At 42.6% G+C, this 25,194-nt stretch carries 18 protein-coding genes and 1 pseudogene; 10 read left to right on the top strand and 9 right to left on the bottom strand.

The genetic code is table 11. From position 1 onward, the window contains the following. Positions 1-12: 12 nt before the first annotated feature. Positions 13-1,299, bottom strand: a complete 1,287-nt coding sequence (locus tag RE317_RS04675; protein WP_032934923.1) for a M64 family metallopeptidase — start codon at positions 1,297-1,299, stop codon at positions 13-15. 127 nt (positions 1,300-1,426) lie between these two features. Between RE317_RS04675 and RE317_RS04670 the strand changes: the two genes are divergently transcribed. Then, a complete protein-coding gene (locus RE317_RS04670) occupies positions 1,427-1,903 on the top strand; it encodes an Lrp/AsnC family transcriptional regulator (RefSeq protein ID WP_005849015.1) in 477 nt (158 codons plus the stop codon). A gap of 3 nt (positions 1,904-1,906) precedes the next feature. Here the strand turns inward: RE317_RS04670 and RE317_RS04665 are convergent, their stop codons facing one another. The 5 genes from RE317_RS04665 to RE317_RS04645 form a co-directional block, all read right to left on the bottom strand. Further along, positions 1,907-2,404, bottom strand: a complete 498-nt coding sequence (locus tag RE317_RS04665) for a dihydrofolate reductase (protein WP_308821642.1) — start codon at positions 2,402-2,404, stop codon at positions 1,907-1,909. An 83-nt stretch (positions 2,405-2,487) separates the two neighbouring features. Next, a complete protein-coding gene (locus tag RE317_RS04660; RefSeq protein WP_008667770.1) occupies positions 2,488-3,282 on the bottom strand; it encodes a thymidylate synthase in 795 nt (264 codons plus the stop codon). Between the two features lie 81 nt (positions 3,283-3,363). Beyond that, positions 3,364-3,693 carry a DUF5056 domain-containing protein gene (locus RE317_RS04655; RefSeq protein ID WP_008667769.1) on the bottom strand — a complete coding sequence of 110 codons (330 nt, stop codon included), beginning with the start codon at positions 3,691-3,693 and terminating at the stop codon, positions 3,364-3,366. Then, a complete protein-coding gene (locus RE317_RS04650) occupies positions 3,677-4,225 on the bottom strand; it encodes an RNA polymerase sigma factor (protein ID WP_005845869.1) in 549 nt (182 codons plus the stop codon). Before RE317_RS04650 ends, RE317_RS04655 begins: the two co-directional genes overlap by 17 nt. A 2-nt stretch (positions 4,226-4,227) precedes the next feature. Beyond that, entirely contained in the window at positions 4,228-4,935 is a 708-nt protein-coding gene (locus tag RE317_RS04645) for a DUF6249 domain-containing protein (RefSeq protein ID WP_008667768.1), read from the bottom strand. Between the two features lie 131 nt (positions 4,936-5,066). Between RE317_RS04645 and RE317_RS04640 the strand changes: the two genes are divergently transcribed. Beyond that, entirely contained in the window at positions 5,067-6,494 is a 1,428-nt protein-coding gene (locus RE317_RS04640) for an rRNA cytosine-C5-methyltransferase (RefSeq protein ID WP_005849007.1), read from the top strand. 136 nt (positions 6,495-6,630) lie between these two features. Here RE317_RS04640 and RE317_RS04635 read toward each other — a convergent pair whose 3' ends face one another. After that, a complete protein-coding gene (locus RE317_RS04635; protein ID WP_008667766.1) occupies positions 6,631-8,772 on the bottom strand; it encodes a DNA topoisomerase 3 in 2,142 nt (713 codons plus the stop codon). A gap of 273 nt (positions 8,773-9,045) precedes the next feature. On the opposite strand from RE317_RS04635, the gene RE317_RS04630 reads away from it, so the two are divergent. Then, on the top strand, positions 9,046-9,912 hold the full coding sequence (locus RE317_RS04630; protein ID WP_008667764.1) for a PepSY-like domain-containing protein: 867 nt from the start codon (positions 9,046-9,048) through the stop codon (positions 9,910-9,912). 232 nt (positions 9,913-10,144) lie between these two features. Continuing rightward, positions 10,145-10,522 (top strand): thioesterase family protein, encoded by a 378-nt coding sequence (locus RE317_RS04625; protein ID WP_008782430.1) that lies wholly within the window; start codon positions 10,145-10,147, stop codon positions 10,520-10,522. 180 nt (positions 10,523-10,702) lie between these two features. Here the strand turns inward: RE317_RS04625 and RE317_RS04620 are convergent, their stop codons facing one another. Then, positions 10,703-12,595 (bottom strand): AAA domain-containing protein, encoded by a 1,893-nt coding sequence (locus RE317_RS04620; protein ID WP_008782431.1) that lies wholly within the window; start codon positions 12,593-12,595, stop codon positions 10,703-10,705. 171 nt (positions 12,596-12,766) lie between these two features. Here RE317_RS04620 and RE317_RS04615 point away from each other — a divergent pair, with 171 nt between their 5' ends. From RE317_RS04615 to RE317_RS04590, 6 genes and pseudogenes are all read left to right on the top strand, one after another. Further along, positions 12,767-15,010: an aconitate hydratase gene (locus RE317_RS04615; protein ID WP_008667761.1), complete on the top strand. Its 2,244-nt coding sequence runs from the start codon at positions 12,767-12,769 to the stop codon at positions 15,008-15,010. 3 nt (positions 15,011-15,013) lie between these two features. Next, positions 15,014-16,159, top strand: a complete 1,146-nt coding sequence (icd, locus tag RE317_RS04610) for an NADP-dependent isocitrate dehydrogenase (protein WP_005848993.1) — start codon at positions 15,014-15,016, stop codon at positions 16,157-16,159. Between the two features lie 12 nt (positions 16,160-16,171). Further along, a complete protein-coding gene (locus RE317_RS04605; protein ID WP_005848990.1) occupies positions 16,172-17,515 on the top strand; it encodes a citrate/2-methylcitrate synthase in 1,344 nt (447 codons plus the stop codon). Positions 17,516-17,872: 357 nt separating this feature from the next. Beyond that, a pseudogene (locus tag RE317_RS04600) lies at positions 17,873-18,696 on the top strand (IS982 family transposase). 595 nt (positions 18,697-19,291) lie between these two features. Next, a complete protein-coding gene (locus RE317_RS04595; RefSeq protein ID WP_005848980.1) occupies positions 19,292-22,516 on the top strand; it encodes a TonB-dependent receptor in 3,225 nt (1,074 codons plus the stop codon). A gap of 21 nt (positions 22,517-22,537) precedes the next feature. Then, positions 22,538-24,595 (top strand): RagB/SusD family nutrient uptake outer membrane protein, encoded by a 2,058-nt coding sequence (locus RE317_RS04590; RefSeq protein ID WP_005848976.1) that lies wholly within the window; start codon positions 22,538-22,540, stop codon positions 24,593-24,595. A gap of 207 nt (positions 24,596-24,802) precedes the next feature. On the opposite strand, the gene RE317_RS04585 is transcribed toward RE317_RS04590, so the two are convergent. Beyond that, positions 24,803-25,030, bottom strand: a complete 228-nt coding sequence (locus RE317_RS04585) for a hypothetical protein (RefSeq protein ID WP_008782433.1) — start codon at positions 25,028-25,030, stop codon at positions 24,803-24,805. Positions 25,031-25,194: the final 164 nt, after the last annotated feature.

The raw sequence follows: 25,194 nt of genomic DNA, 5'->3' as shown, positions 1-25,194 counted from the left end.
TAAGTTATGAACTTATTTCGCAGTATAAAAGTTTATTAGTCTTTCTAATGCACGTTGGCATACCGGGCAGAATGCAGGTGCTTCGTTTATCTTCATTCTGCATTCGGTAGTAGGACGATAAAGTCCTTTTTGTGTATAGCCTGCTCCTTCATAGACACCCACCTTGGTGTATAAGTCGGCATTTTCTGTAGCTACCGGAGTAGGTATGGCAGTACCTTCCGGAATCATATCTTTCCATTTACTGTCGAAATCAATTAATGTGGTGATATTTGGCTCCCAAGGTTCCACTTCATATGGATATTGCGGGCTTGGGGCTTCGGTATATGCATATTCATCTGCTAATCCTCCAAAACTATGGCCGAATTCATGGACTACAACCGGTTGAAAATCAGGATGGTGTGCTGTGGTCAGTGTATATGAGTTATAGATGCCACCTCCTCCATAGGTGTCTGTATTGGCTAGAATAATGATATGCTCGTAAGGAATTCCAGCCAACCAATTATGAATACTTTTTACCCGACTGGTAGTGAGATACCGGTCGGAATAGAACGTGTTGAAATGTGAACTTACAGCTGTAGATTTCCATTTGCCTTGTCCCGGTATGCTGACTCCGCTGTCTTCCGAAGGGCTTGCCACAGCGACAATATTAAATTTGTCCTTCAGTTTCTTGAAAGGTTCATGACTGAACAGGGCGTCACACGCTGTCTGGGCATCTTTATAAAATATATCCATCTCTTTTTCTGTATATCCTTCTGCCATGATTGCTACATCGATGCAATCTGCGGCATTTCCGTTTTGCAGAAGATAGCGATGAGGGGTAATATGGTTTGTTCCCCTCTGATGGATCAGAATATCATTGGGGATTATTTCATGTGTGAGTGAGGCATTTACTTTATGATATACATCTTTTAGAGATATGGTCACTACTGCTTCTTTTTTGGGATAAGGCAAAAGAAAAGAATTCTCGAAGCCTCTTTTTATCCTACTTGCTTCTTCTTCGCTTACCCATTCTTGGAAAAGGCTAGAGAATGACGTTCGATAAATGGTTTCTCCTGTTGCTTTGTCTTTCATTGTGATTTCACCGTTGCCTGCCAAAGGAAGTTCTGCTAGATGATGCTTGCGTCCTGCCCATTGCGGAAGGCTTGACAGTTCGTCCAGATATACTTCTTGTTTTTTGGCATCTCCGGTAAAAATATAATCTGCCCGAAGTGTTTTATCTTCGAAATAATCACTGAAATTTTGAGCGTTTACAGTCATGCTGAATAAACTGCACAAGGTAAAAATAAATGTCTTTTTCATCGTCTTTGCATTTTCTGCAAAGATAGGACATTCTATTAAATTATTGGTATTTATACAATAAAAGTTATGAATCGCACGAATATTGTCGGGAAAAGTCATATCTTTGCAGAAAATTAAACTAAAAAGAATGGGACATCATCAATTAGACAGTTTGGATGAGCAGATTTTGAGGTTGATAGCCAGTAATGCTCGTATTCCGTTTTTGGAAGTAGCCCGTGCTTGCAATGTATCCGGTGCAGCCATTCATCAGCGTATTCAGAAATTAACTAATCTGGGAATTCTTAAGGGATCTGAATATGTTATTGATCCAGAAAAGATCGGATATGAGACATGTGCATATATTGGTCTTTATCTGAAAGATCCGGAACAATTTGATTCAGTGACAGAGGCTTTGAAAAATATTCCTGAAGTCGTAGAATGTCATTTCACTACGGGACAATATGATATGTTTATCAAGATTTATGCAAAGAACAATCATCATTTGCTTAGCATAATTCATGATAAGTTGCAACCATTGGGCTTGGCTCGTTCAGAAACTATTATATCTTTTAATGAGGCTATCAAGAGACAAATGCCTATCCTCGATTTAGCTGATGAAGATTAATCGTTACTTTATCCGGCTATAATTAATAAAACTATACGGGTAGAGATGTTTTTCATCTGTCGGGTGATCTTCTCTGCCTGTTTCTTTCCATTCCTCTTTCTTTATTTCGGGAAAATAAGCATCAGCTTCCTTGGATGTGTCATCAATAAATGTGATATATAATTGTTGGGCTATATGCATTGCCTCTTTATACAAGCTTGCACCGCCTATAATAAATATTTCTTCTTCTTCTTCTTTGCAGTGGGATAAAGCGATTTCCAATGCAGGGAAACATTCAGCTCCGGCAAAGACTGCTCCTTCCCGGCGGCTTAATACAATATTCCGGCGATTGGGAAGTGCTCCTTTGGGAAGTGATTCAAAGGTTTTGCGTCCCATGATGATAGTATGTCCGGTTGTTAAAGCTTTAAAACGTTTCAAATCGTTGGGAAGCCAATATAATAATTTATTTTCAAATCCAATGCCGTGGTTGCGTGCTATTGCTACTATAATTGAAATATTCATAGTGATGAGTGGTTAGTGGTGAATGTTTAGTGATATTAGTGGTAAGTGATGAATAAGCTTGTGCAGCCTATTCACCATAACTGCTAAACAGATACTTTACCCGCAATGTGTGGCCATGGATCATAATTCACCAATTCAAAATCTTCATATTTAAAACTGAATATATCCTTGATATCCGGGTTGATTTTCATTTGAGGTAAGGGACGGGGTTCACGGCTCAATTGAAGTTTTACTTGTTCCAAGTGGTTGGTATAGATATGTGTGTCACCTAGTGTATGAACAAAATCACCGGTCTGTAATCCGGTAACTTGTGCTACCATTTGCAGCAACAATGCGTAGGAGGCGATATTAAAAGGTACTCCCAAGAATGTATCTGCACTGCGTTGGTAAAGTTGTAGGCTTAAACGTCCGTTGGCAACGTAGAATTGAAAAAAAGCATGGCAAGGGGGAAGATTCATGTTATTTAAATCGGCTACATTCCATGCACTGACAATGATGCGTCGTGAATCCGGATTATGCTTGATCGTTTCTATTGCTTCGGAAATTTGGTCAATAAAGCCTCCATTGTAATCTGGCCAGGAACGCCATTGATAGCCGTAGATATGTCCTAGGTCTCCGTTTGCATCGGCCCATTCATTCCAGATGCGTACCCCGTTGTCTTGCAGGTATTTCACATTGGTATCCCCTTGCAGAAACCACAGAAGTTCGTGAATGATGGATTTTAAATGCAGCTTTTTGGTGGTGACCAAAGGGAAACCCTCTTCCAAGTTGAAGCGCATTTGATGACCGAATACGCTGATGGTTCCTGTACCGGTGCGATCCTCCTTGTGAATACCTTCGGTCAGGATACGGTTTAATAGGTCTAAATATTGTTTCATGTTCGGATATTCATTTTATAGATTGCAAAAGTACACAAAATCTTTCTTTTTCCGAGCATGACCCTAGTTCTATTTCAGTTTTCACCATTTCAGGCTGCATACACGTTGTAAGCCGATGATGATAAGAACCGCAGTGGCGATAACCAGTGATTGGAAATTAGTATCACTTACCAAATAATAAGTTTGGGAAGTAACTATGTCACTGATTGTCTGGCATAGAATTTCAAAGCCATTGAAAATGTAGAATAATGCACAACAGACAATGGCGCAAGTTACACTGAGTATATCCGATAACCATTGGGCTGGTTGGGGGAGGCGGCGGATAACCCCGCGTGAAAATCCATTGTCCTCAATTTCATGTTTGTTGGCAAGCATGAAATTCTTAATTAATGTATCATCGTTTTCCATCATAACCATTCTGTTTTAAGAAAGTTGTCAATTTTGTTTTTCCGCGTGATAAATGGGACTTGATTGTTCCTGCAGGCATTCCTGTAATCACTGCAATTTTTTCTATCGGAAGATCTTCCATAAAAAATAAGGTGATGCAGGTTCGCTCTACCTCTTTTAATTGGCTCAATCCCCGATATATGTCCATGTGTTCACCTACTTGCCTTTGTTCTGTTTGGTAAACAGCGTCTATTTCCCAAGTTTCCAGTCCGGACGTTTCTTTTTTGCTGCGAATATAGTCATAAAATATATTATAAGCAATACGGTAAAGCCATGTGGAGAAACTGGACAAATTTTTAAATGAAGCCAAGTTGGTGTATGCTTTTATAAAAGTTTCCTGTGCCAAGTCGTCGCTGAGCTCTGTATCTCCCAATGTTTGGTGCAGGAAAAAACGCCTGATGGGCGATTGGTACTTTTTGACCAAAGTATCAAACGCCCGGGTGTTTTTAAAGACCACCACTTGTGCTACCAACGCTATGTCGTTGATTTGGCTCATTTTTATTCTTCGTTGTGGTGAGTGTCTATATTGTCCTTTATGTTTTGTGTTTCTTTGGCCTCTTTGTTACGTCCCAGTTCAATATTTTCAATTTTCATTGATCTGACTCCGTTTTCATCCTGGTTTATTCGGGTAGGAGGGAAAGGATCATCTTTTTTCTTTTTGTGTGGAGTGGTAGTGTAAGCTATCAATACTTGTCCCAACCCCATACAGAAAATAAGGAATCCGATAGCTGCCAATCCTTCTTCTTCTGTCAGTACCCAAAGGAATACTCCCAAACCAATGCCTAAGAATATATTCTTGATCCCCTTTGTCATTACAGCATTTCCTTGTTCTTCGGGGTCATTGAACAGTTCGGCCGGAATGGTTCGTCCTGCTGCCAGAGCCTCTGCAGCCAGTTTGTATTTGGCTTGTTTGTTCTTGTACCTGAACCAAAGTACAATAGCTACGATAAAGAAAGGGAGGCCACAACAGATGATGAGTGCGACAATTGCTACCGAAGTAGGAGGACCGCTATTCCAATCACCGAAATCCGAACTAATGTCATGCATGGCAGCATTCTGATCTTCATTTACATCTTGCAGGTCGCTTATAACGACTGTATCCATCCGAGTGCTGTCAAGGGCTGAAGGTACTAATTTGATTGTTTTGGCATGGGTTGCGAAGCAAGTCCCTATGAGTAAGGTCAAAATAAAAAGTAACTGTTTCATGTTTTTATATCTTTATTATTGTTTTCTGCTAGTTAGACGGAACGAATAAGGAAATAGGTTGCAAATAGACAGAAAATTTTCTGATAATCCCAAAATATCATCGTATTTTTGTAACATAAAAAGGAAGGAACATGAAATTACCATCAGAATTTGAAGCAAGAACCCTGGAATGGATGGGAGAAGAAACTTATCGCGCGTTGGAAGCGGCTTTGCAGACGGAGCCTCCTGTCAGTATTCGTGTCAATCGTACGAAGTGGAGTGGGGAAGTTGCAGGAGAACCGGTACTTTGGGCATCTGCAGGGGTTTATTTATCGCAACGGCCCACTTTTACATTCGATCCGTTGTTTCATGCTGGTTGCTATTATGTGCAAGAAGCATCTTCCATGTTTGTGGAACAGGTATTACGCACTTATATTACCGGACCTGTAGTGATGCTCGATTTGTGTGCTGCTCCCGGTGGCAAGTCTACTCATGCGCGTTCAGTTCTCCCCGTAGGTAGTTTGTTGGTGGCTAATGAGGTGATGCGTAACCGTTCTCAGGTATTGGCTGAAAATTTGATAAAGTGGGGAAATGCAGAAGTTGTGGTGACGAACAACGATCCGGCCGATTTCACTTCTTTGACAGAGGTGTTTGATGTTGTCTTGGCGGATGTGCCTTGTTCCGGTGAGGGGATGTTCCGGAAGGATCCTGTGGCTGTAGAGGAATGGAGTACGGACAATGTGCAGGTTTGTTGGCAACGTCAGCGTAGGATTTTAGCGGATATATGGCCGGCTTTGAAACCCGGTGGTCTGCTGATTTATAGTACCTGCACTTATAATAGGGAAGAGGATGAGGAAAATGTGGCTTGGATTGCTGATGAATTGGGTGCGGAGATACTGAAAGTGCCAGTGGCGTCGGAATGGGGGATAATAGGAAATTTGGCGGGACAGGATTTTCCTGTTTATCGTTTTTTGCCTCATAGAGTGAAAGGAGAAGGATTTTTCTTGGCTGTATTGAGGAAGAGTGCTGCCATTTCTCATGTTGTTCCTTGTATTCGTTGTCAGGATGACAAAGAGAAAATAACAAAAAAGAAGAGAAAAGGAGAAAAGGGGAGCTTGTCTCAGGTTGTTCCTTTTCCCAAAGAAGTAAAAAGTTGGTTAAAGCAGGCGGAGGATTTCCGATTTGAGGTAAGAGGCACGAAGGTGATAGCCTTCCCCAATGTCCATCTTTCAGAATATGATCTGTTCCGTCAGGAATTAAAAGTTGTTCATGCGGGTGTTACTATAGGTGAGTTGAAAGGAAAAGACGTTATACCGGATCATTCGTTGGCAATGAGCACATTGCTGAATCATGATGGTTTCTCTCGTTTTGAATTGACCTATGAACAGGCTATTGCTTATTTGCGTAAAGAAGCGATCACATTGGATGCTTCTGTTCCGCGTGGTTATATACTTTTGACTTATAAAAACATTCCATTAGGATTTGCCAAGAACATTGGCAATCGGGCTAATAACCTCTATCCGCAGGAATGGCGTATCCGAAGCGGTTATTTACCCGAAGAACTTTCTTTTGTATGCTAAAAGGAGCCATAGATTTGTTCGGGAAGATTGTGCATATTGTTTTTCATAGACTGGCGCAATGCTTCTCCGGGTACAGACTTGTTTGTATTCTATAATATACAAATTTGTTTGGCTTCGTACAAGGAAAATGTGATTATCAGAAAGGCTTCCTGTAGGTACACCCGTTTTTCCATTCTGAGCAGCCATACGCGGTTTTTCCTTTTATAATCGTTCCTTTGCCACATAGCGGGCAGGATTTTCCCACCAATTCGTTATCGGATGGGATAGTGGGAGCGGGCGTGGCTGAAGAAGCGTTTTTTCGTGAGGTCCCTGCCTTTTTTTTCGGCTGTTTGACCGTAGAGGTTGTTGCAGTTTTCGTTGCTGTTTCCTCTATTGTGGTGACGCGGCGGTTTGTATTATCACTTAAAACGCTGTGTACTATTTCACTTACCATTTGCTTTAATTCATTTAGAAAAGTCGTTGCATCATAGCTTTTCTTTTCTATTTCACGTAGTTTCTTTTCCCATATTCCCGTTAATTCGGCGGATTTCAACAGTTCTTCGCGAATTAGTCCCACCAGTTCTATTCCGGTAGGGGTTGCGATCAGATTTTTACGTTCTTTACGGATATAATGGCGTTTAAATAGGGTTTCAATAATGGCTGCACGTGTAGACGGACGTCCTATTCCATTTTCTTTTAATGCATCGCGTAGCTCGTCATTATCTACCAGCTTACCGGCAGTTTCCATAGCGCGTAGTAAAGTTGCTTCTGTATATGGCCGTGGGGGTTGTGTCCACTTCTCGTCCAGTTTGGGCAGATGCGGCCCGCTTTCTCCTTTCACAAAAGCGGGCAAGGAGTGTTCTTCGTCATTTTCACGGGCTTCTGCATCGGGATCGGTCATACCTTCTGGCAGATTGGTTTGTGGTTTGGCAAAGATAACGCGCCATCCGGGATCTAGAATCTGTTTTCCTGTGGCTTTGAATTCTATACTGTCAGCTTCGCCTATTACGGTAGTAGTGGCAAACTTGCAGTCGGGATAGAATACGGCAATAAAGCGGCGTGCTACTAAATCAAATACCCGTTTCTCCATTTCTGTCAGATTTACAGGAGGTTGTCCCGTAGGAATAATGGCATGGTGATCCGTTACTTTTGAATTGTCAAATACTTTTTTGGACTTGATGAGCTTTTGTCCTGCCAACGGAGCGGTAAATACTGTATATGGAGTTAGTCCCGCCAAGATATTGGGACATTTGGGATAGATGTCATCGCTTAAGAAAGTAGTATCTACACGAGGATAAGTAGTCACTTTCTTTTCATACAATGACTGGATAAGTTTTAGAGTTTCGTCAGCTGAATAAGCAAATTTTTTGTTACATTCCACCTGTAGGGAAGTCAGGTCAAAAAGACGGGGAGGTGCTTCTGTGCCTTGTTTTTTTGCTACTTCTGTCACGGTAAAAGGAACATTTTTGATACGTTCCATAAGTGCCTGTCCGGTAGCAAGATCGGTGATGGGAGGAATTCCCCTGTTCCCTTCAGCCTTTTTGACTTTCTTGGGGTTCTCTTTAGCATCGCTTTCTTCCTGAGCCAGTTCCTCATCGCTTTTGCGGATGATGGCAGAGAATGTGGTTTCCCGGTATAAAGTAGCCAGTATCCAATATTGTTGAGGAGTGAAGTGCTCTATTTCTTGCTGACGCTTTACTATCAGTGCCAAAGTCGGGGTCTGCACCCGTCCTATCGATAGAATTTGTCTGTTTTGTCCGTACTTTAAGGTATAGAGCCGGGTGGCGTTCATGCCCAATACCCAATCGCCGATAGCACGGCTTAATCCGGCTTCGTATAAAGGTTGGAATTCTTTTTGATCTTTTAGTTTGCTGAATCCTTCGCGTATGGCTTCTTCAGTCAAGGATGAAATCCATAGACGTTTCACCGGGCAGTGTGCTCCTGCTTTCTGCATGACCCATCGTTGAATAAGTTCTCCTTCCTGGCCGGCATCACCGCAATTTATAATTTCATCGGCATTTTGCATCAGTCCTTCTATAATACGAAATTGTTTTTCAATGCCCGGATCGCTGATTAGCTTAATGCCGAAACGAGGTGGAATCATAGGAAGGCTGGACAGACTCCATGCTTTCCATGAGGGAGTGTATTCATGAGGCTCCTTCAAAGTACAGAGGTGTCCGAATGTCCAGGTAACCTGATATCCGTTTCCTTCTATATATCCGTCTTTTTTGGTTTTTGCTCCCAGTACATCCGCTATGTCACGGGCTACGGAAGGTTTTTCGGCAATACAAACTATCATATTTTTTTTCGTTTCTGTTCAAATAGGATTGCAAAGGTAATAAAAACCTCGGAAGAGATTTTGTTTTGTCTTTATTAGTTCTTCTTTTATAAGAATTTAAAAGTAGGTATCGGGGGCTTTAAGGTCATTTCAGTGCAAATGGGCTGTTAGGTATGGTTTTTCTGTTATTTGCTGTTTGACGAATGTCTTTTGAACTTTTCTCTATGATTTCAGTTTCTTTTCAGAATCCTATAAGAATTTTGCATCAAAAAGAAACTATAAAACAATGTAATTATGAAAAAGAGTTGGATGTTATTTTTATTTTTCGCAGCTTTTGCTGCACTAACTTTTAGTGGTTGTAGTGATGATGACAATAGTGATGCTCCTGAAAACACACATTTGGTTTCAAAAGAAGTACAGGCTGCATTTAATGCAAAATATCCGCAAGCCAAAGACGTGAAATGGGAGCTGAAAGGTGATTATGCTGTAGTAGATTTTTATTGGGATGGTGGAGAGCATTCTGCATGGTTCAATCCGTTATCGGCTGCCTGGTATATGACAGAAACAGATGTTCGTTATGAAAATCTTCCCGAACCTGTACTTGCTGCCCATAAAGCAGGCAAATATGCTGATTGGCGGGTGGATGATGTGGATAAGTTGACTCGTGAGGGAATGGAAACTCTTTATGTCATTGAGGTGGAGAAAGGAGAATCCGAGCTGGATTTGTTTTATTCGTCTACAGGCATATTGGTAAAAACTGTTGTAGATACCGGACACGAAGAAGATTATGATGATTATTTGCCGCAGCCTGATGCAAACGGCATTATAGCTATTGTCAAGCAGAAATATCCCAATGCGACAATTGTAGAAATAGAACGTGAAAAAGGTTTGCAGGAAGTTACTATTTTAGATGAAAACAAAGAGAAAGAGGTTTATTTCAATGAGCGGAACGAATGGATGGGAACAAGCTGGGATGTACAGGTGGCAAATTTACCGGAAGCGGTAAAAAAATCGGTTATGGAAAAATATTCAGACTATGTGATAGATGATGCTGATTATGTGGTGACACCTGATAATGAATGGTATATACTTGATTTGGAAAACAAACAGATCGATAAAGAGCTTAAAGTAAAGGTAGATAAGGACGGCGTTTGGTTGTAATTTTATTATCCCCTAGGCTATGCTAGGTAAACAGGCGGATGTTTCATAGGGCCGGACAGCTTTGGGGGGCTTAAACATTATGATTTTTGTGGCAGGCAGTTGAAATGTGAATTTGTATTTCTGTTATACATTTTTTGTGATTTTGATGAGAGAGTAAAAGATGAATGTGGAAAAATAGATTTGTATGATATACGATATTCAGTTACATTTGCATTTAGAATAAAAAAACAGCATGATGGAAACAGGATTAACTTATACTTCGACTGTTGTCGTTTCAAAAGAAAATGTAGCTGCCACCATGGGTAGCGGCGATTTGAATGTGTTTGCCACTCCCGCTATGGTGGCGTTGATGGAGAATGCTGCCATGAGTGCCGTGGCAGATGAGTTGCCTGAAGGTTCCACTACAGTAGGGGCCATGATGAACACTACTCATATCAAGCCCTCGGCTGTGGGAGACACGGTTTCGGCTACTGCCGTATTAAAAGAGGTGGAAGGCAGAAAACTTACTTTTGAAGTGCGGGCGCAAGATAGCAAGGGCGTGATTGGAGAAGGTACACATGTACGTTATATTGTGGACAAAGAGAAGTTTATGAGTAAATTGTCTCAATAATTATTTGAAATTATGCCACAACTGAGAGCTTCCCTTCTTTTGTGATTCTGAATATTATTTGTTCCGATAACGGGAAATCAAGTAGAGGAATGAAGAACGTGCTTTAATAAAAAATATTTAAGGAGAGCAAAACGAATGACAATCTGAAAAAGAGTGTCATGGAGTTCTGCTCTCCTTCTTTTATTCTTGCAGCGCCAAGATATATTCGTATAACTTCTTATAAAACGGATGTTTCGTCAGCGTAGAGGCATCTCCTAATATAATAAGTTTCATGCGTGCACGTGTAATTGCTACATTCATTCGTCGCAAGTCATTTAGAAAACCAATCTGTCCCTCTTCATTTGCACGTACTAAACTGATGAGGATAACGTCTCGTTCCTGTCCCTGAAAACCATCTACCGTATTGATGGTGATAAGGTGTCGGTAAGGCTTGAAGAAAGCATCTCGTTTTATCAGTTGACGGAGATATTGTACTTGTGCTTTATAAGGAGAAATCAGTCCCACATCAATCCGTTCTTCCAGAAAACGGTCTTTACCTATTTTATTGATATAGTTGGTGAGTTGGGAAATGGAGAGTGCCGCCTCCTCTTTATTGATACGGCCGAAGCTTTCACCCACAAACTCTTCGTTGCATTCCATTCCTTCCGTATTTATCCATTCTATCGGTGTGTCATAGTCCAATATACTCCGATATTTTACTTCGGGAGCTGATTTCAGTTCACCCTGATAGAACCATTCTGAAGAGAAACGCATAATTTCGTCATTCATTCTATATTGTACCTTTAACAAGGATACAGTGTCGGGTTTGTTGTCTGCAATCTCCTGCATCAGTGTCCGGTCTAATCCTCCACGAGCTGCTTCCATGCATTTAATGGTAGGAGGAAGCTGGCAATAATCACCGGCCAGAATGACACGGTCTGCTTTGCGGATGGCAATCCAGCAGGCAGGTTCTAGAGCTTGTGCGGCTTCGTCTATGAATAAGGTACTGAATTTGCGTCCTGTCAATATTCTGTTGGCGGAACTTACCAGTGTGCAGGCTATCACACGTGCTTCGCCGAACAATGCTTCGTTGATGCGAATTTCCAGTTCGGTGGCACGGTCTTTCAGTGAGTTTATTTTCTGTCGGATATTCTCACGTTCCGCTCCTTTGCGCGAACGTCCGTAGAGCTCGCGTATTGCTTTTCGGATACTCCATAATTGCGGATAATCGGGATGGCTTTCAAAACGGCGTTCATAGGTAAAAGCAAGCATTTTGTCATTGACGCGGGTGGGATTACCAATACGGAGAACGGGAACACCCCGGTCCACCAGTTTCTCGCTAATCCAGTCTACAGCCATATTGCTTTGTGCGCAAACCATCACTTGATTTTCCCGGTGAAGGGTCTCGTAAATGGCTTCTACCAATGTGGTAGTCTTACCGGTTCCGGGCGGACCGTGGACTATAGCAACATCTTTGGCATGCATCACTTTATTTACTGCTTCCTCCTGCGTATTGTTTAACCAAGGGAAACGGGTGAAGCCGAAACTGAAAGTTTCCGCCTTTTGGCTGCCATGAAAAATCTCACGTAACTCTGCCAGACGATTCCCTTTTGCCTTGAGGACTTGTCCCAACGCTTCGAACATCAACCGGTAACTGGTTTCATCAAAATAAAGCTGTACTCCCAATTGTAGCTCGGTTGCCTGTATGCTGAGCAATGCATCTGCCGAGGGGAGAACGATTACCATTCGGTCTTCGTCCACGTAGTTGACAGTTGCCGTAAAATTGAAATAATGTAATTGGCCTGATGCATTTTGCGTAAAAAAGCATACCGGACGGCCGAATTCAAATACATGTTCTATGTCTTTGTCTTCTTGCCTTTCAACTTCTACAACCAATTGATTCAATGAGTTATAATAGCTTCTGCCTGCCGATATAGGATACCAGCACATACCCCGTTTCACTTTGCGCCCGATGCCCATTGCTTCAGTCTGTTGCCTGAAAGTCTCTTTTTCGTAATCATATTCTAATTTTAGTAACAACTCTTTGCGTTGTAGTTTGTTAATTATATTAGAAAGGGGTATATGTTGGTTCATAATGATGCTTTTTTCTATAAGAATTGCAAAGATAATAATAATCCTTTAGGTAGGACTTTATGTTTTATTTTGTTAAACGTATTATAGATAACACAAGAATTCAAATATTATTCCTATATTGCCAAAAATAAAATAGATTTAAAACTGTAATAATTATAAATAGTAAAAGGTATGGTATATGACTTGGACATGTTAAAGGCCTTTTATGCTTCTTTCGAAAAGAAGATAGGTCGGGTAAGAGCCGTGTTGCAGCGTCCGCTGACATTGGCTGAGAAAATTCTGTATACACATCTTTATGATGATGCTCAACTGAAGAATTATGAACGTGGCGAGGACTATGTGAATTTCCGTCCCGACCGCGTGGCTATGCAAGACGCGACGGCGCAAATGGCATTGTTGCAATTTATCAATGCAGGAAAGGATTCCGCTGCCGTACCTTCTACTGTGCATTGTGACCATTTGATTCAGGCATATAAAGGAGCGGGCCCGGATATTGCAACGGCTACGGAAACCAACCGTGAGGTATACGATTTCTTACGAGATGTTTCTTCGCGTTTCGGTATCGGGTTTTGGAAACCGGGAGCAGGAATCATTCATCAGGTGGTACTCGAAAACTATGCTTTTCCCGGGGGAATGATGGTAGGGACGGATTCTCATACCCCCAATGCCGGAGGATTGGGAATGGTGGCAATCGGAGTCGGTGGTGCCGATGCTGTGGATGTAATGACCGGTATGGAATGGGAGTTAAAGATGCCGAAACTGATTGGAGTTCATTTGACCGGAAGCTTGAATGGATGGGCTTCGCCAAAGGATGTGATTCTGAAATTGGCCGGTATTCTGACCGTGAAAGGTGGAACGAATGCCATTATAGAATATTTTGGAGAAGGGACAGCTTCACTTTCGGCAACCGGTAAGGCTACTATCTGCAATATGGGTGCAGAGGTGGGGGCTACCACATCCTTGTTCCCCTATGACGACCGGATGGCTGTGTATCTGAAAGCTACCGGAAGAGAGTCTGTAGCAGAGATGGCCGGAAAAGTGGCAAATGATTTACGTGCCGATGCTGAGGTTGTTGCCAATCCTTCTGCTTTCTACGACCGTGTGATTGAAATTAATTTGTCCGAGTTGGAACCTTATATCAATGGGCCGTTTACACCGGATGCCGCAACACCTATTTCAGAGTTTGCCGAAAAGGTATTGGTTAATGGTTATCCGCGTAAGATGGAAGTCGGGCTGATAGGTTCATGTACCAATTCATCTTATCAGGATTTAAGTCGGGCTGCTTCCATTGCCCGTCAGGTAGCTGAAAAACATTTGGCTGTGGCTGCTCCTTTGATTGTCAATCCGGGTTCTGAACAGATTCGAGCTACCGCCGAGCGTGACGGGATGATTGATGCTTTCCAAAAGATTGGGGCTACTATTATGGCGAATGCTTGCGGTCCGTGCATCGGACAGTGGAAACGCCATACCGATGATCCTGTCCGCAAAAACTCGATTGTCACTTCTTTCAACCGTAATTTTGCCAAACGTGCCGATGGTAATCCGAATACACATGCATTTGTGGCTTCTCCTGAATTGGTATTGGCTCTGACTATTGCCGGTGATTTATGTTTCAATCCGTTGAAAGATACGTTGATAAATCAAGAAGGCGAGAAGGTGAAATTGAGCGTTCCCGAGGGAGATGAATTGCCGTCGGCAGGTTTCACTCAAGGTAATCCCGGTTATTTGGCTCCTGCCGGTGCACAGGTAGAAATTAAGGTGAATCCCGAATCACAGCGTTTGCAGTTATTGGCTCCGTTTCCGGCATGGGATGGAAAGGATTTTACGGATATGCCTTTACTGATTAAGGCTCAAGGTAAATGTACCACAGACCATATTTCGATGGCAGGCCCGTGGCTGCGTTTCCGTGGTCATCTGGAAAATATTTCGGATAATATGCTGATGGGGGCGGTGAATGCTTTCAATGGTGAAACGAACAAGGTGTGGAACCGATTGACAAATACCTATGAGAGTGTATCGGGCGCGGCTAAGCAGTATAAAGCGCAAGGCATCGGGTCTATGGTAGTTGCGGAGGAAAATTATGGAGAAGGTTCCAGTCGTGAACATGCCGCTATGGAGCCTCGTTTTCTGAATGTAAAGGTTATTTTGGCAAAGAGTTTTGCCCGCATCCATGAAACGAATCTGAAGAAGCAGGGAATGTTGGCGGTGACTTTTATAGACAAAGCGGACTATGACAAGATTCAAGAACATGATTTGATTACCGTCAGCGGATTGGCGGACTTTGCTCCCGGAAGAAATCTGACTGTGACTTTACACCATGAAGATGGCACTCAGGATCGTTTTGAAGTACAGCATACTTATAATGAACAGCAGATAGGTTGGTTCCGTGCCGGCTCTGCTCTAAATGCAAGATAAAAGATGAAAAAGACAGTACCTTATATTACAGGAGACGGAGTGGGAGTAGAAATCACTCCCTCCATGCAAGCCATAGTGAATGCAGCCGTGAAAAAGGCATACGGCAATGAACATGAAATAGAATGGATGGAAGTGCTGGCAGGTGAACGTGCTTTCAACGAAACAGGTTCCTGGTTGCCGGATGAGACGATGGAGGCTTTCAAGAAATATGGTGTGGGCATAAAAGGTCCGTTGACTACTCCGGTAGGAGGTGGTATCCGTTCCTTGAATGTGGCTTTGCGCCAGACGCTGGATTTGTATGTGTGTCTGCGCCCCGTACGTTGGTTCAGCGGAGTGGTATCTCCGGTGAAAGAGCCTCAGAAGGTGGATATGCATATTTTCCGCGAAAATACGGAAGATATTTATGCAGGTATAGAATGGGAAGCAGGCACGCCGGAAGCTGAGAAGTTTTATCGTTTTTTGCATGATGAAATGGGAGTGGCTAAAGTGCGCTTTCCCGAATCTTCTTCGTTTGGCGTGAAACCGGTGTCCAAAGAAGGAACGGAACGTCTGGTACGTGCGGCATGTAAATATGCTTTGGAGCATGGCTTGCCGTCAGTGACGTTGGTGCATAAAGGAAATATCATGAAGTTTACTGAAGGCGGCTTCAAGAAATGGGGATATGAACTGGCGGAACGTGAATTCGGAGATGCCATTGCGTCAGGCAAGTTGGTGATAAAAGACTGCATAGCCGATGCATTCTTGCAGAATACGTTATTGATTCCCGAAGAATATTCGGTGGTGGCTACCTTGAATTTGAACGGAGATTACATCTCGGATCAGTTGGCTGCCATGGTAGGCGGCATCGGAATTGCTCCCGGAGCGAACATCAATTACAATACCGGTCATGCCATTTTTGAAGCGACTCACGGTACGGCTCCCAATATTGCCGGAAAGGATGTGGTGAATCCTTGTTCATTAATCCTCTCGGCTGTCATGATGTTGGAACATTTTGGCTGGAATAAGGCGGCGGAGCTGATAGTGAATGCCTTGGAATCCAGTTTTGGCGAGGGACGTGCCACACATGACCTTGCCCGTTTTATGCCCGGAGGTGTCTCGCTTGGCACGTCGGCATTTACAAAAGAAATAATAGAAAGAATAAACTCCTAAAAATTCACGGATATGAAGAAAGAATATATCATTTACAAACTCTCCGAGGAAATGAAGAATGCGACCCGGATTGAGAACGAATTGTTCAAGAAGTTTGATGTAAAGCGCGGATTGCGTAACGAAGATGGCACCGGTGTTTTGGTAGGGTTGACCAAGATAGGCAATGTAGTAGGGTATGAACGTATTCCCGGCGGAGGATTGAAGCCGATTCCCGGCAAACTTTTCTATCGTGGGTATGATTTGGAAGATTTGGCACATAGTATCATTAAGGAGAAACGTTTTGGTTTTGAGGAGGTGGCTTATCTGTTATTGTCCGGTCATTTGCCTGACAAGGAAGAGTTGGCGTCTTTCTGTGAGTTGATTAATGACAATACTCCGTTGGAACAGAAGACCAAAATGAATATCATTGAGTTGGAGGGAAATAACATTATGAACATTCTGGCCCGTAGCGTGCTTGAAATGTACCGTTTTGACCCGCAGGCGGATGATACTTCGCGTGATAACCTGATGCGTCAGAGTATTGACTTGATATCCAAGTTCCCGACCATTATTGCATACGCTTATAACATGTTGCGCCATGCCACGTATGGTCGTTCGTTGCATATCCGTCATCCGCGTGAAAAACTGTCTATCGCAGAAAACTTCCTGTATATGTTGAAAAAGGATTATACGGAACTGGATGCGCGTACGCTTGATTTGCTGTTGGTACTTCAGGCTGAACACGGAGGTGGTAATAACTCTACTTTTACCGTCCGTGTAGTTTCGTCCAGCCGTACGGATACTTATTCGGCCATAGCCGCAGGTATCGGCTCGTTGAAAGGTCCGCTTCATGGAGGGGCAAATATCCAGGTGGCGGATATGTTCCATCATTTGCAGGAAAATATCAAGGATTGGACCAATGTGGACGAAATTGATACTTACTTTACCCGTATGTTGAATAAGGAAGCGTATGATAAGTCCGGTCTGATTTATGGTATCGGCCATGCGGTCTATACGATATCCGATCCTCGGGCCATCTTGTTGAAAGAATTGGCTCGTGATTTGGCAAAAGAAAAAGGTAAGGAAGAAGAATTTGCCTTCCTGGAATTGTTGGAGGAACGTGCCATTGCTATGTTCGGAAAGATTAAGAATAACGGCAAGACGGTGTCCAGCAATATCGATTTCTATTCAGGTTTCGTATATGAAATGATTGGTCTGCCACAGGAAATATTTACACCTTTGTTTGCGATGGCTCGTATCGTGGGGTGGTGCGCACACCGCAATGAGGAGCTGAATTTTGAAGGAAAACGCATTATTCGTCCGGCATACAAGAATGTGTTGGAAGAACTGGAATATGTGCCTTTGAAACAGAGATAACGGTTTAGAGGCACCTCGGTTGGCGATAAGCTTTGGTATTATTGTTTTAGCTTGGCGGCAATGAGGTCTGTATTGTTGTAAAGAAAAGTAAGATATCTTCGTGGGCAAAGTAAGATATGTTTCCGAGCAAAGTAACACCACGTATTTGTTCCACGAAGATATCTTAACGTGAATTCGATATTAGGATTAATATATTTGCTTGATTATTAGTGATATATTGATAAAGTTATTAAATTTATAGTGCTCAATTATAACATTTAAACGATTACCATTATGTTCCTAGAGTCTAAAGTTATAGAGATTTATTGTATGGCCGATGATTTTTGCAAGGTATTTTCATTGCAGTAGGAACAATACATGATTGAAGCAAAAAGGCTAGGCATAGTAAGAAGCCTAACCGCATGAATGGTGCTGAGATTATGGTTATTCTTATTTTGTTTCATTCTAGTAGTTTCCGCTGCTTCAAGTATTATTACCAAGGAGTATGTCTGTAAACATCTGAAACACCTTTTTCCTCGTCAAGTGTCCTATAACCGTTTTGTGGAACTCGAGAAAGAAGTATTGCTTCCCCTGACCATTTTCATAAAAAAGCCTTGTTGGGGAGCTGTACTGGCATCAGTTTTGTTGACTCTATCTTCTCCCTTTACATCTCTGTTATAACCAAAGAATCCTGATTCATAAGATATTTAAAGGACTTGCAGAGCGCGGAAAATGTTTCATGGGATAGTTCTTCGGATTTAAATTATACCTGATTATCAATAATAAATGTGAAATCCTTAATTCCATGTTTACACTTGGAAATGTAGATGATCATGAGCCATTGAAACAGGGTAAGTTTCTGGAAAACATTAAGGGAAAACTATGTGCAGATAAAGGAAACATTAGACAGGTTTGTTTGAAAATCTCTTTCTTAACGGTGTTCGGTTTGTTACGAAGGTAAAAGCAACATGAAGAATTTACTGATGAGTATAGCTGATAAAATTCTGCTCAGAAGAAGAGCCTTGATTGAAACTGTCAATGATGAACTGAAGAATATTGTACAGATCGAACATTCCAGACATCGTTCATTCAGTAACTTTATAGTCAACTCTTCGTCAGCTATTGCAGTATACTGCTTTTTTGAGAAGAAGCTTGCCATTGACGTAAATTTTGTCAATGATGAACAATTTTCTATTTTTTGATTTTATATCGAACTCACGTTATCATACAGCTAACCGAATTATTTTTTAACAATTTCTAAAACCAGAAGTTAAATTCAGAAGCAGTATCACTCCTCCGCATAAAAGTCCATACAACTCTCACCCCATTTTTCCCATACAAAGGAAGCAGATTCTCCAAACAACGAATCAAAAAGCTTAAAGTTACTCTAATTTCATTATCTGCTTTTGAAACGAGAAAGAAATAAATTAAACACTTGCATAACTTGATTTAAAGTAAAAAAGTTGCCTTAAAAGGAGTACTGCTTTTTTGTTTTTTACTAAATAGCACTACTTTTTTATTTATTTTTTAAATATCTTCCAGGTATTTTATTACTTTTGCCTAAGTTTTCTTTCGTAAGAAGAAAATGTAATAAAAACAACAAGAATTAAATCAAAAAAATATTTCTGCCACAAGGCGTTTTTACATTACGATACTATGAATAAGAATACACGTATAACACTTTTATTTTCAACAACATGAAAAAAAACATTAGCCAAATCAGATATTTAAATTGCGAATTAAGATATAGGAAAAATCATTAATTCGCATGATTACTAATCCTTAATACTAATTTTTATGAGAAAAAAGATTATCAGTGCGATGCTGATATGCGCTGGCTTTCCGGTCGGGTCTCTTTATGCAGTCCATCCTGCCCCTGTAACGAGAATACAGTCAGTGCAACAGAATGGGGCATGTACGGGTGTAGTAAAAGATGCAAGTGGAGAAGCTGTTATCGGAGCTTCTGTAACAGTGGATGGAACTACAAATGGAACAATTACCGATTTGGACGGTAATTTCAGCCTTCCCAATGTGCCTAAAGGAAGTACTATCAAAATTTCTTTTGTAGGATACAAGACATTGGAGGTAAAATGGAATGGTTCTCCTTTGAATATCATCCTCAAGGAAGACTCGGAAATGTTGGATGAGGTAGTCGTTGTGGGTTATGGTACACAGAAGAAAGTAAATGTAACCGGTGCCGTAAGTATGGTAGGAGCCGAAGTCATTGAATCGCGTCCGGTAGCCAATGTTACACAAGCACTGCAAGGTGCTGTTCCTGGATTGAACTTAACTGTAGGTGGAAACGGTGGTGACTTGAACTCTGGAATGAACATCAATATCCGTGGTGCAGGTTCTATTGGTTCCGGATCTACCGACAAGCCCTTGATTTTGATTGACGGAATCGAAGGAGATTTGAATACCTTGAATCCCAATGATGTAGAAAGTGTATCTGTATTAAAGGATGCAGCTTCAGCATCTATCTATGGTTCGAGAGCCGCATTCGGTGTCATCTTGGTAACCACAAAAAGCGGAAAAGCGGGCAAGGTAAGAGTAAACTACTCGGGCGATGTGCGCTTCAGCACAGCTACACAGACTCCGGACATGGTAGATTCTTATCGTTTTGCCACTTATTTTAATGCTGCTTCCATCAATAACGGAGGACAGGCTCAGTTTAATGAAGAGCAGATGGAAAAGATTCTGAAATTCCAGCGTGGAGAATTCAATGATCCTACCCAGCCGGAATATTATGGTACTACAGCAAACTTGGACAACAAGAAATGGAACAACTATGGAGGTGCCTTTGCCAATACCGACTGGTTTGACGAGTTTTACAAGAAAAATGTTCCCTCTACCCAGCATAATATCAGTTTAAGCGGCGGTAGCGAAAAAATCAACTGGTCTGTCAGCGGCAGTTTCCTGAAACAGAATGGTTTGATTCGCCACGGACATGACGAACTGGATCGTTATACCGTAAACAGCAAAATCGGAGCTGAGATTGCTTCTTGGATTCGTTTGGACTACAACACCAAATGGACTCGTACAGACTATGAAAAGCCCCAATATCTAACTGGTTTGTTCTTTCACAATATTGCCCGCCGCTGGCCGACCTGTCCGGCTATTGATCCTAATGGCCATTGGATGGATGGAATGGAAATTGCCGAGCTGGAAGACGGAGGTGTAACTTCCGAACACAAAGACTGGTTCACCCAGCAATTGAAGTTTACCATCACTCCGCTTGAAGGATGGAACATCTATGCAGAAGGAGCAATGCGTACTTCAAATGAAAAGAAAACGACCAGTAAGATTCCCGTTTATTCTTACGATATTGACGGCAATTCCTACCTACGTGACTCCGGATATGGAACCGTTTCAAATGTATACGATAACCGCTTCCGCCAGAACTATTATGCGGTGAATGTGTATACAGACTATACCCGTAACTTTGGGTTGCATAACGGAAAGATTATGGTCGGTTTGAACTACGAACGTTACGATCAGGATAATCTGTGGGGAAGTGGAGACAAACTTACCACTACCGACAAACCATTTTTGAGCCAAGCTCAGGAAAACATGAAGACCGGAGACGGCTATTGGAACCGTGCAACTGCCGGTTACTTTGCTCGCTTGAACTATGACTACGATGGAAAATACCTAGCTGAGTTCAACATCCGTTATGATGGTTCTTCACGTTTCCTCTCCAACAACCGCTGGGCTTGGTTCCCATCTGTTTCATTAGGTTGGAATATGGCTCGCGAAAAATTCTTCAAACCATTGAGCAATGCTATCTCAACATTCAAGATTCGTGCTTCATGGGGACAATTGGGTAATACAAGTTCCAAATATGAAACGTTCTGGGATTGGTATCCGTTCTATCAGGAGCAAGGCACCGGTACGGCAAACAGCGGATGGCTAATTGACGGTCAACGCGTCAATACCGCAAGTCTGCCCGGAATCGTCAACTCAACCATGACTTGGGAAACCGTCGAGACTTGGGACATCGGTTTTGACTTGGCCGCTTTCAACAACCGACTGACCGCTACATTCGACTGGTACCGCAGAACAACCAAAGATATGATTGGTCCTGCTCCGGTATTGGGTTCCATGCTGGGAACTGATGCTCCGAAAACAAACAACTGCAACATGCGTACCTCCGGTTGGGAATTGGAAATCGGATGGCGTGACCAGATTCAGGATTTCAAGTACGGTGTCCGCTTCAACCTTTCCGACAACAAGTCTAAAATCATATCTTATCCGTTCGACGGTGAGTTCGGAAACCAAGGAATCTACGGCTACTATAATGGTAAAGAATTGGGAGAACTTTGGGGATATACTAGTGTAGGACTGGCACAAAGCGATGAAGAAATGAAAGAATGGCTGACAAGCAACAAGCCAAACTGGGGAAGCAAATGGCAGGCAGGTGACGTGAAGTACAAGGACTTGACCGGTGAAGGAGAAGTAACCCCAGGTGCCAGCACTTTGGAAAATCACGGTGACTTGAAACGCATCGGAAACAACTCACCGCGTTATCGGGTAGGTTTGAATCTGGATGCAGCTTGGAAAGGCATTGATTTCTCTATCTTCTTCCAAGGGGTATTGAAACGTGACTGGATGTTTGACGCAGGTGACCCTTATTTTTGGGGCGCAGGATCCGGAATGTGGCAAGCAGCCTGCTTTGAAGAACACATGGATTACTGGACTCCGGAAAATACCGATGCCTATTATCCGAAACCCTACTTCAATGAAACGAAAAACCAACAGGCTCAAGATGCCTATATGCAGAAAGCTTCTTACCTACGCTGCAAGAACATCCAGTTGGGTTACACCCTGCCGACACACATTACCGAAAAAGCCGGCATCAGCAACTGCCGTATCTATCTTTCATGCGACAATCTGTTTACCATTACCGGACTGTCAAGCGTCTATGACCCGGAGGCATTCGGAAGTTACGACGGCTACGGAACCAGTGGTAAAACTTACCCCTTGCAGCGTACCATTTCTGTTGGTGTAAATTTGAATTTTTAAATTTGTTAACTGAAGATTATTATGAAATTAAATATAAAAAACGTAGGCGCTTGCCTTTTGTTGGGAGGGACATTGTTGACGGCTACATCCTGCAACGATTTGCTTGACCTTGACCCTGTGAGCCAAATTACTCCCGACTCTTTTTACAAGACAGCCGATCAGTTAGGGGCTTACATGATTAATTACTATGGTGAATTACAGAACCCGTTCAGCGGTGCCATGTTTCATGGCGGAGGTTACGATGATGGAATTGCCCGTTCCGACGGAAATACAGATATTCAGGTAGTAGGCGGAGGAAACACACAGCTTTTTGTTCCCGACAAATGGGAGGTGTCCGGTGGAAAGCAATTGCAGGGATGGTATGGCACTGTACGTGCGTTCAACTATTTCTTGAAGACAGCCGAAGCAAGAAATGAAGCCGGTGAAATAGAAGGCGACGATAAGTTAATTCTGAACTATATCGGTGAGGGCTACTTTTTCCGTGCATTGACTTACTACCGCATGTTGGCTTTATATGGAGACCTTCCCATTGTTACTGAAGTGTTGGAAGATAACAATGAGGTAATTGTAGAAAATAGCAAACGGGCTCCACGCAATGAAGTTGTCCGTTTCATCTTGAGCGATTTGGATAAAGCCATCGAACGTCTGTATGACCGTGACCACTTTAAGGGTCAACGTGTAAACAAGCAGACAGCCGCTCTCTTGAAATCACGCGTTGCCTTGTTTGAAGCTACTTTCGAGAAATACCACAAAGGTTCAGGCCGCGTGCCGGGCGATGCTAACTGGCCGGGTGCCAAGATGGCTTATAATCAAGGAAAGACCTTTAACATTGAGGCAGAAATCGATTTTTTCCTGGACGAGGCCATGAAAGCTGCCACATTGGCGGTAGGTACAACTGAACTGACCACAAACAATGGAGTGTTACAGCCGGAAATCGGACAGATTGAAGGATGGAATCCTTATTTTGAAATGTTCAGCCAACCGAGCCTGAAAGATGTCCCCGAAGTTCTGTTGTGGAAAGAATATAACTTTGACCTAGGCGTCAAGCACAATGCCATCTACCGTTCACGAATCGGTGCCCAAAGCGGCTATACCCGTCCGTTCATCGAATCATTTCTTATGAAAGACGGACTGCCTATCTATGCAACTGGAGGACAATACCAGTACAAAGGCGACAAGACTATTGATGACGTAAAGACCGACAGAGACTTGCGTCTACAGCTCTTCGTATGGGGTGAAAGCACGTTGGTATTCTCTGATCCCGATGCCGGAGAAGAACAAGTGGGGGGCACATTTGATTTTCCCAACTTGATTTCCCTAGAAGCTCAGACCCGTATGATTTCCGGCTATCAGTCACGCAAGTTCTATGCGTATGACTACAGTCAAGGAAAGAGCGACGAACAGCAAGGCACCAATGCCTGCCCGGCATTCCGTGTGGCTGAGGGCATGCTGAACTACTTGGAAGCCTGCTATGAAAAGAACGGAAGGCTGGATGCTACCGCCGAAAGCTATTGGAGGAAAATACGTCAGCGCGCCGGCGTAAGCGATGATTTCGAGAAAACCATTGCAGCTACTGATTTGAATAAAGAAAGTGACTTCGGAGTTTATTCGGGTACACAGCAGGTAGACAAGACACTTTACAATATCCGCCGTGAACGTATGCAGGAATTGTTCAGTGAAGGATTCCGTTTTGCCGACTTGATTCGCTGGCGTTCTTTCGACCGCCTCATCACGACCAAATGGGTTCCTGAAGGCGTAAACTTTTGGGATGAGATGTACACGCATTTCAAGACAGACCCTAATGACAAAGATGATCCACGTGACTTGCTTATTGCCGACGGTTCCGCCAATGCCAACATGTCAATGAAGGAAATGAGCAAGTATGTGCGTCCGTATAGCATCAGTACATTGGAAACCAACGAACTACTCAACGGATATACATGGCGTGAAGCTTATTATCTTTATCCTCTGGGTATTACAGACATTCGTACAGGCTCTGCCGATCGAGATTTGAACAACAGTAACTTGTATCAGAATCTGTACTGGCCTATCCAAGCTGGTGGACGTGCTGAAAAATAAACGATTGGCGGAAGCTATCTTGATTTTTCAATAGGTAAACATGATAACCCCTCCTTTAGCAGTCTAAAGACTGCCGAGGAGGGGTTTTATTTAACGTGAGTTCGATATGAGTTCTAATATCGAACTCACGTTATCTTACTTTTTTCAGTGAGATATGGTCGTTCATAATACTCTATATAGAGTACCTTGAAAAATCCTTCAAATCTTTCAGCCTGCTCGCAAATGCCCTGCCCGTCGGCTTTTCGGCTGAAGAATTGGGTTCGGGAATCCTTCAGCCAGACCGGTGTCTTTCCAGTTCTTAGGGAATTGGTTTTTCTGAAGGATATTTTCCGGCTGAAACATTTCACAATGCATATCCTTCAGCCGGAATGCCGACGGGCAGGGCGTTTGCGGAATGGCTGAAAGATCTGAAGGAAAAATAAGGCGTTTCGGCATGTAGATGCCGTTATGGGAAAAAACAACAGGTCAAATTTTAAAAAGCTCTTGTTCTTTCAATGAAAACGTCTTGTTCTTTTCTGAAAAGAACAAGGTCTTTAAAAAAAAGAACAAGACGTTTGAAAGGTTAGTAACGTGTATGCCGGAAGGTTAATAACGTGTGG

The organism is Phocaeicola sp. GP0067 (genome assembly GCF_031119655.1).
GTDB classification, from domain to species: Bacteria; Bacteroidota; Bacteroidia; order Bacteroidales; family Bacteroidaceae; genus Phocaeicola; species Phocaeicola vulgatus.
The sequence above is the reverse complement of the archived record's forward strand: the minus strand, read 5'-3'. Positions and strand labels throughout refer to the sequence as shown.

What these genes read in the sequence shown, in the direction of transcription:
- RE317_RS04630 (WP_008667764.1), top strand. Translation starts at nt 9,046, where the DNA reads ATGAAAAAGAGTTGGATGTTATTTTTATTTTTCGCAGCTTTTGCTGCA.
- RE317_RS04645 (WP_008667768.1), bottom strand. Translation starts at nt 4,935, where the DNA reads ATGAAACAGTTACTTTTTATTTTGACCTTACTCATAGGGACTTGCTTC.
- RE317_RS04605 (WP_005848990.1), top strand. Translation starts at nt 16,172, where the DNA reads ATGAAGAAAGAATATATCATTTACAAACTCTCCGAGGAAATGAAGAAT.
- RE317_RS04590 (WP_005848976.1), top strand. Translation starts at nt 22,538, where the DNA reads ATGAAATTAAATATAAAAAACGTAGGCGCTTGCCTTTTGTTGGGAGGG.
- RE317_RS04620 (WP_008782431.1), bottom strand. Translation starts at nt 12,595, where the DNA reads ATGAACCAACATATACCCCTTTCTAATATAATTAACAAACTACAACGC.
- RE317_RS04650 (WP_005845869.1), bottom strand. Translation starts at nt 4,225, where the DNA reads ATGAGCCAAATCAACGACATAGCGTTGGTAGCACAAGTGGTGGTCTTT.
- RE317_RS04640 (WP_005849007.1), top strand. Translation starts at nt 5,067, where the DNA reads ATGAAATTACCATCAGAATTTGAAGCAAGAACCCTGGAATGGATGGGA.
- RE317_RS04675 (WP_032934923.1), bottom strand. Translation starts at nt 1,299, where the DNA reads ATGAAAAAGACATTTATTTTTACCTTGTGCAGTTTATTCAGCATGACT.
- RE317_RS04670 (WP_005849015.1), top strand. Translation starts at nt 1,427, where the DNA reads ATGGGACATCATCAATTAGACAGTTTGGATGAGCAGATTTTGAGGTTG.
- RE317_RS04635 (WP_008667766.1), bottom strand. Translation starts at nt 8,772, where the DNA reads ATGATAGTTTGTATTGCCGAAAAACCTTCCGTAGCCCGTGACATAGCG.
- RE317_RS04660 (WP_008667770.1), bottom strand. Translation starts at nt 3,282, where the DNA reads ATGAAACAATATTTAGACCTATTAAACCGTATCCTGACCGAAGGTATT.
- RE317_RS04595 (WP_005848980.1), top strand. Translation starts at nt 19,292, where the DNA reads ATGAGAAAAAAGATTATCAGTGCGATGCTGATATGCGCTGGCTTTCCG.
- RE317_RS04625 (WP_008782430.1), top strand. Translation starts at nt 10,145, where the DNA reads ATGATGGAAACAGGATTAACTTATACTTCGACTGTTGTCGTTTCAAAA.
- icd (WP_005848993.1), top strand. Translation starts at nt 15,014, where the DNA reads ATGAAAAAGACAGTACCTTATATTACAGGAGACGGAGTGGGAGTAGAA.
- RE317_RS04655 (WP_008667769.1), bottom strand. Translation starts at nt 3,693, where the DNA reads ATGATGGAAAACGATGATACATTAATTAAGAATTTCATGCTTGCCAAC.
- RE317_RS04615 (WP_008667761.1), top strand. Translation starts at nt 12,767, where the DNA reads ATGGTATATGACTTGGACATGTTAAAGGCCTTTTATGCTTCTTTCGAA.
- RE317_RS04585 (WP_008782433.1), bottom strand. Translation starts at nt 25,030, where the DNA reads ATGCCGAAACGCCTTATTTTTCCTTCAGATCTTTCAGCCATTCCGCAA.
- RE317_RS04665 (WP_308821642.1), bottom strand. Translation starts at nt 2,404, where the DNA reads ATGAATATTTCAATTATAGTAGCAATAGCACGCAACCACGGCATTGGA.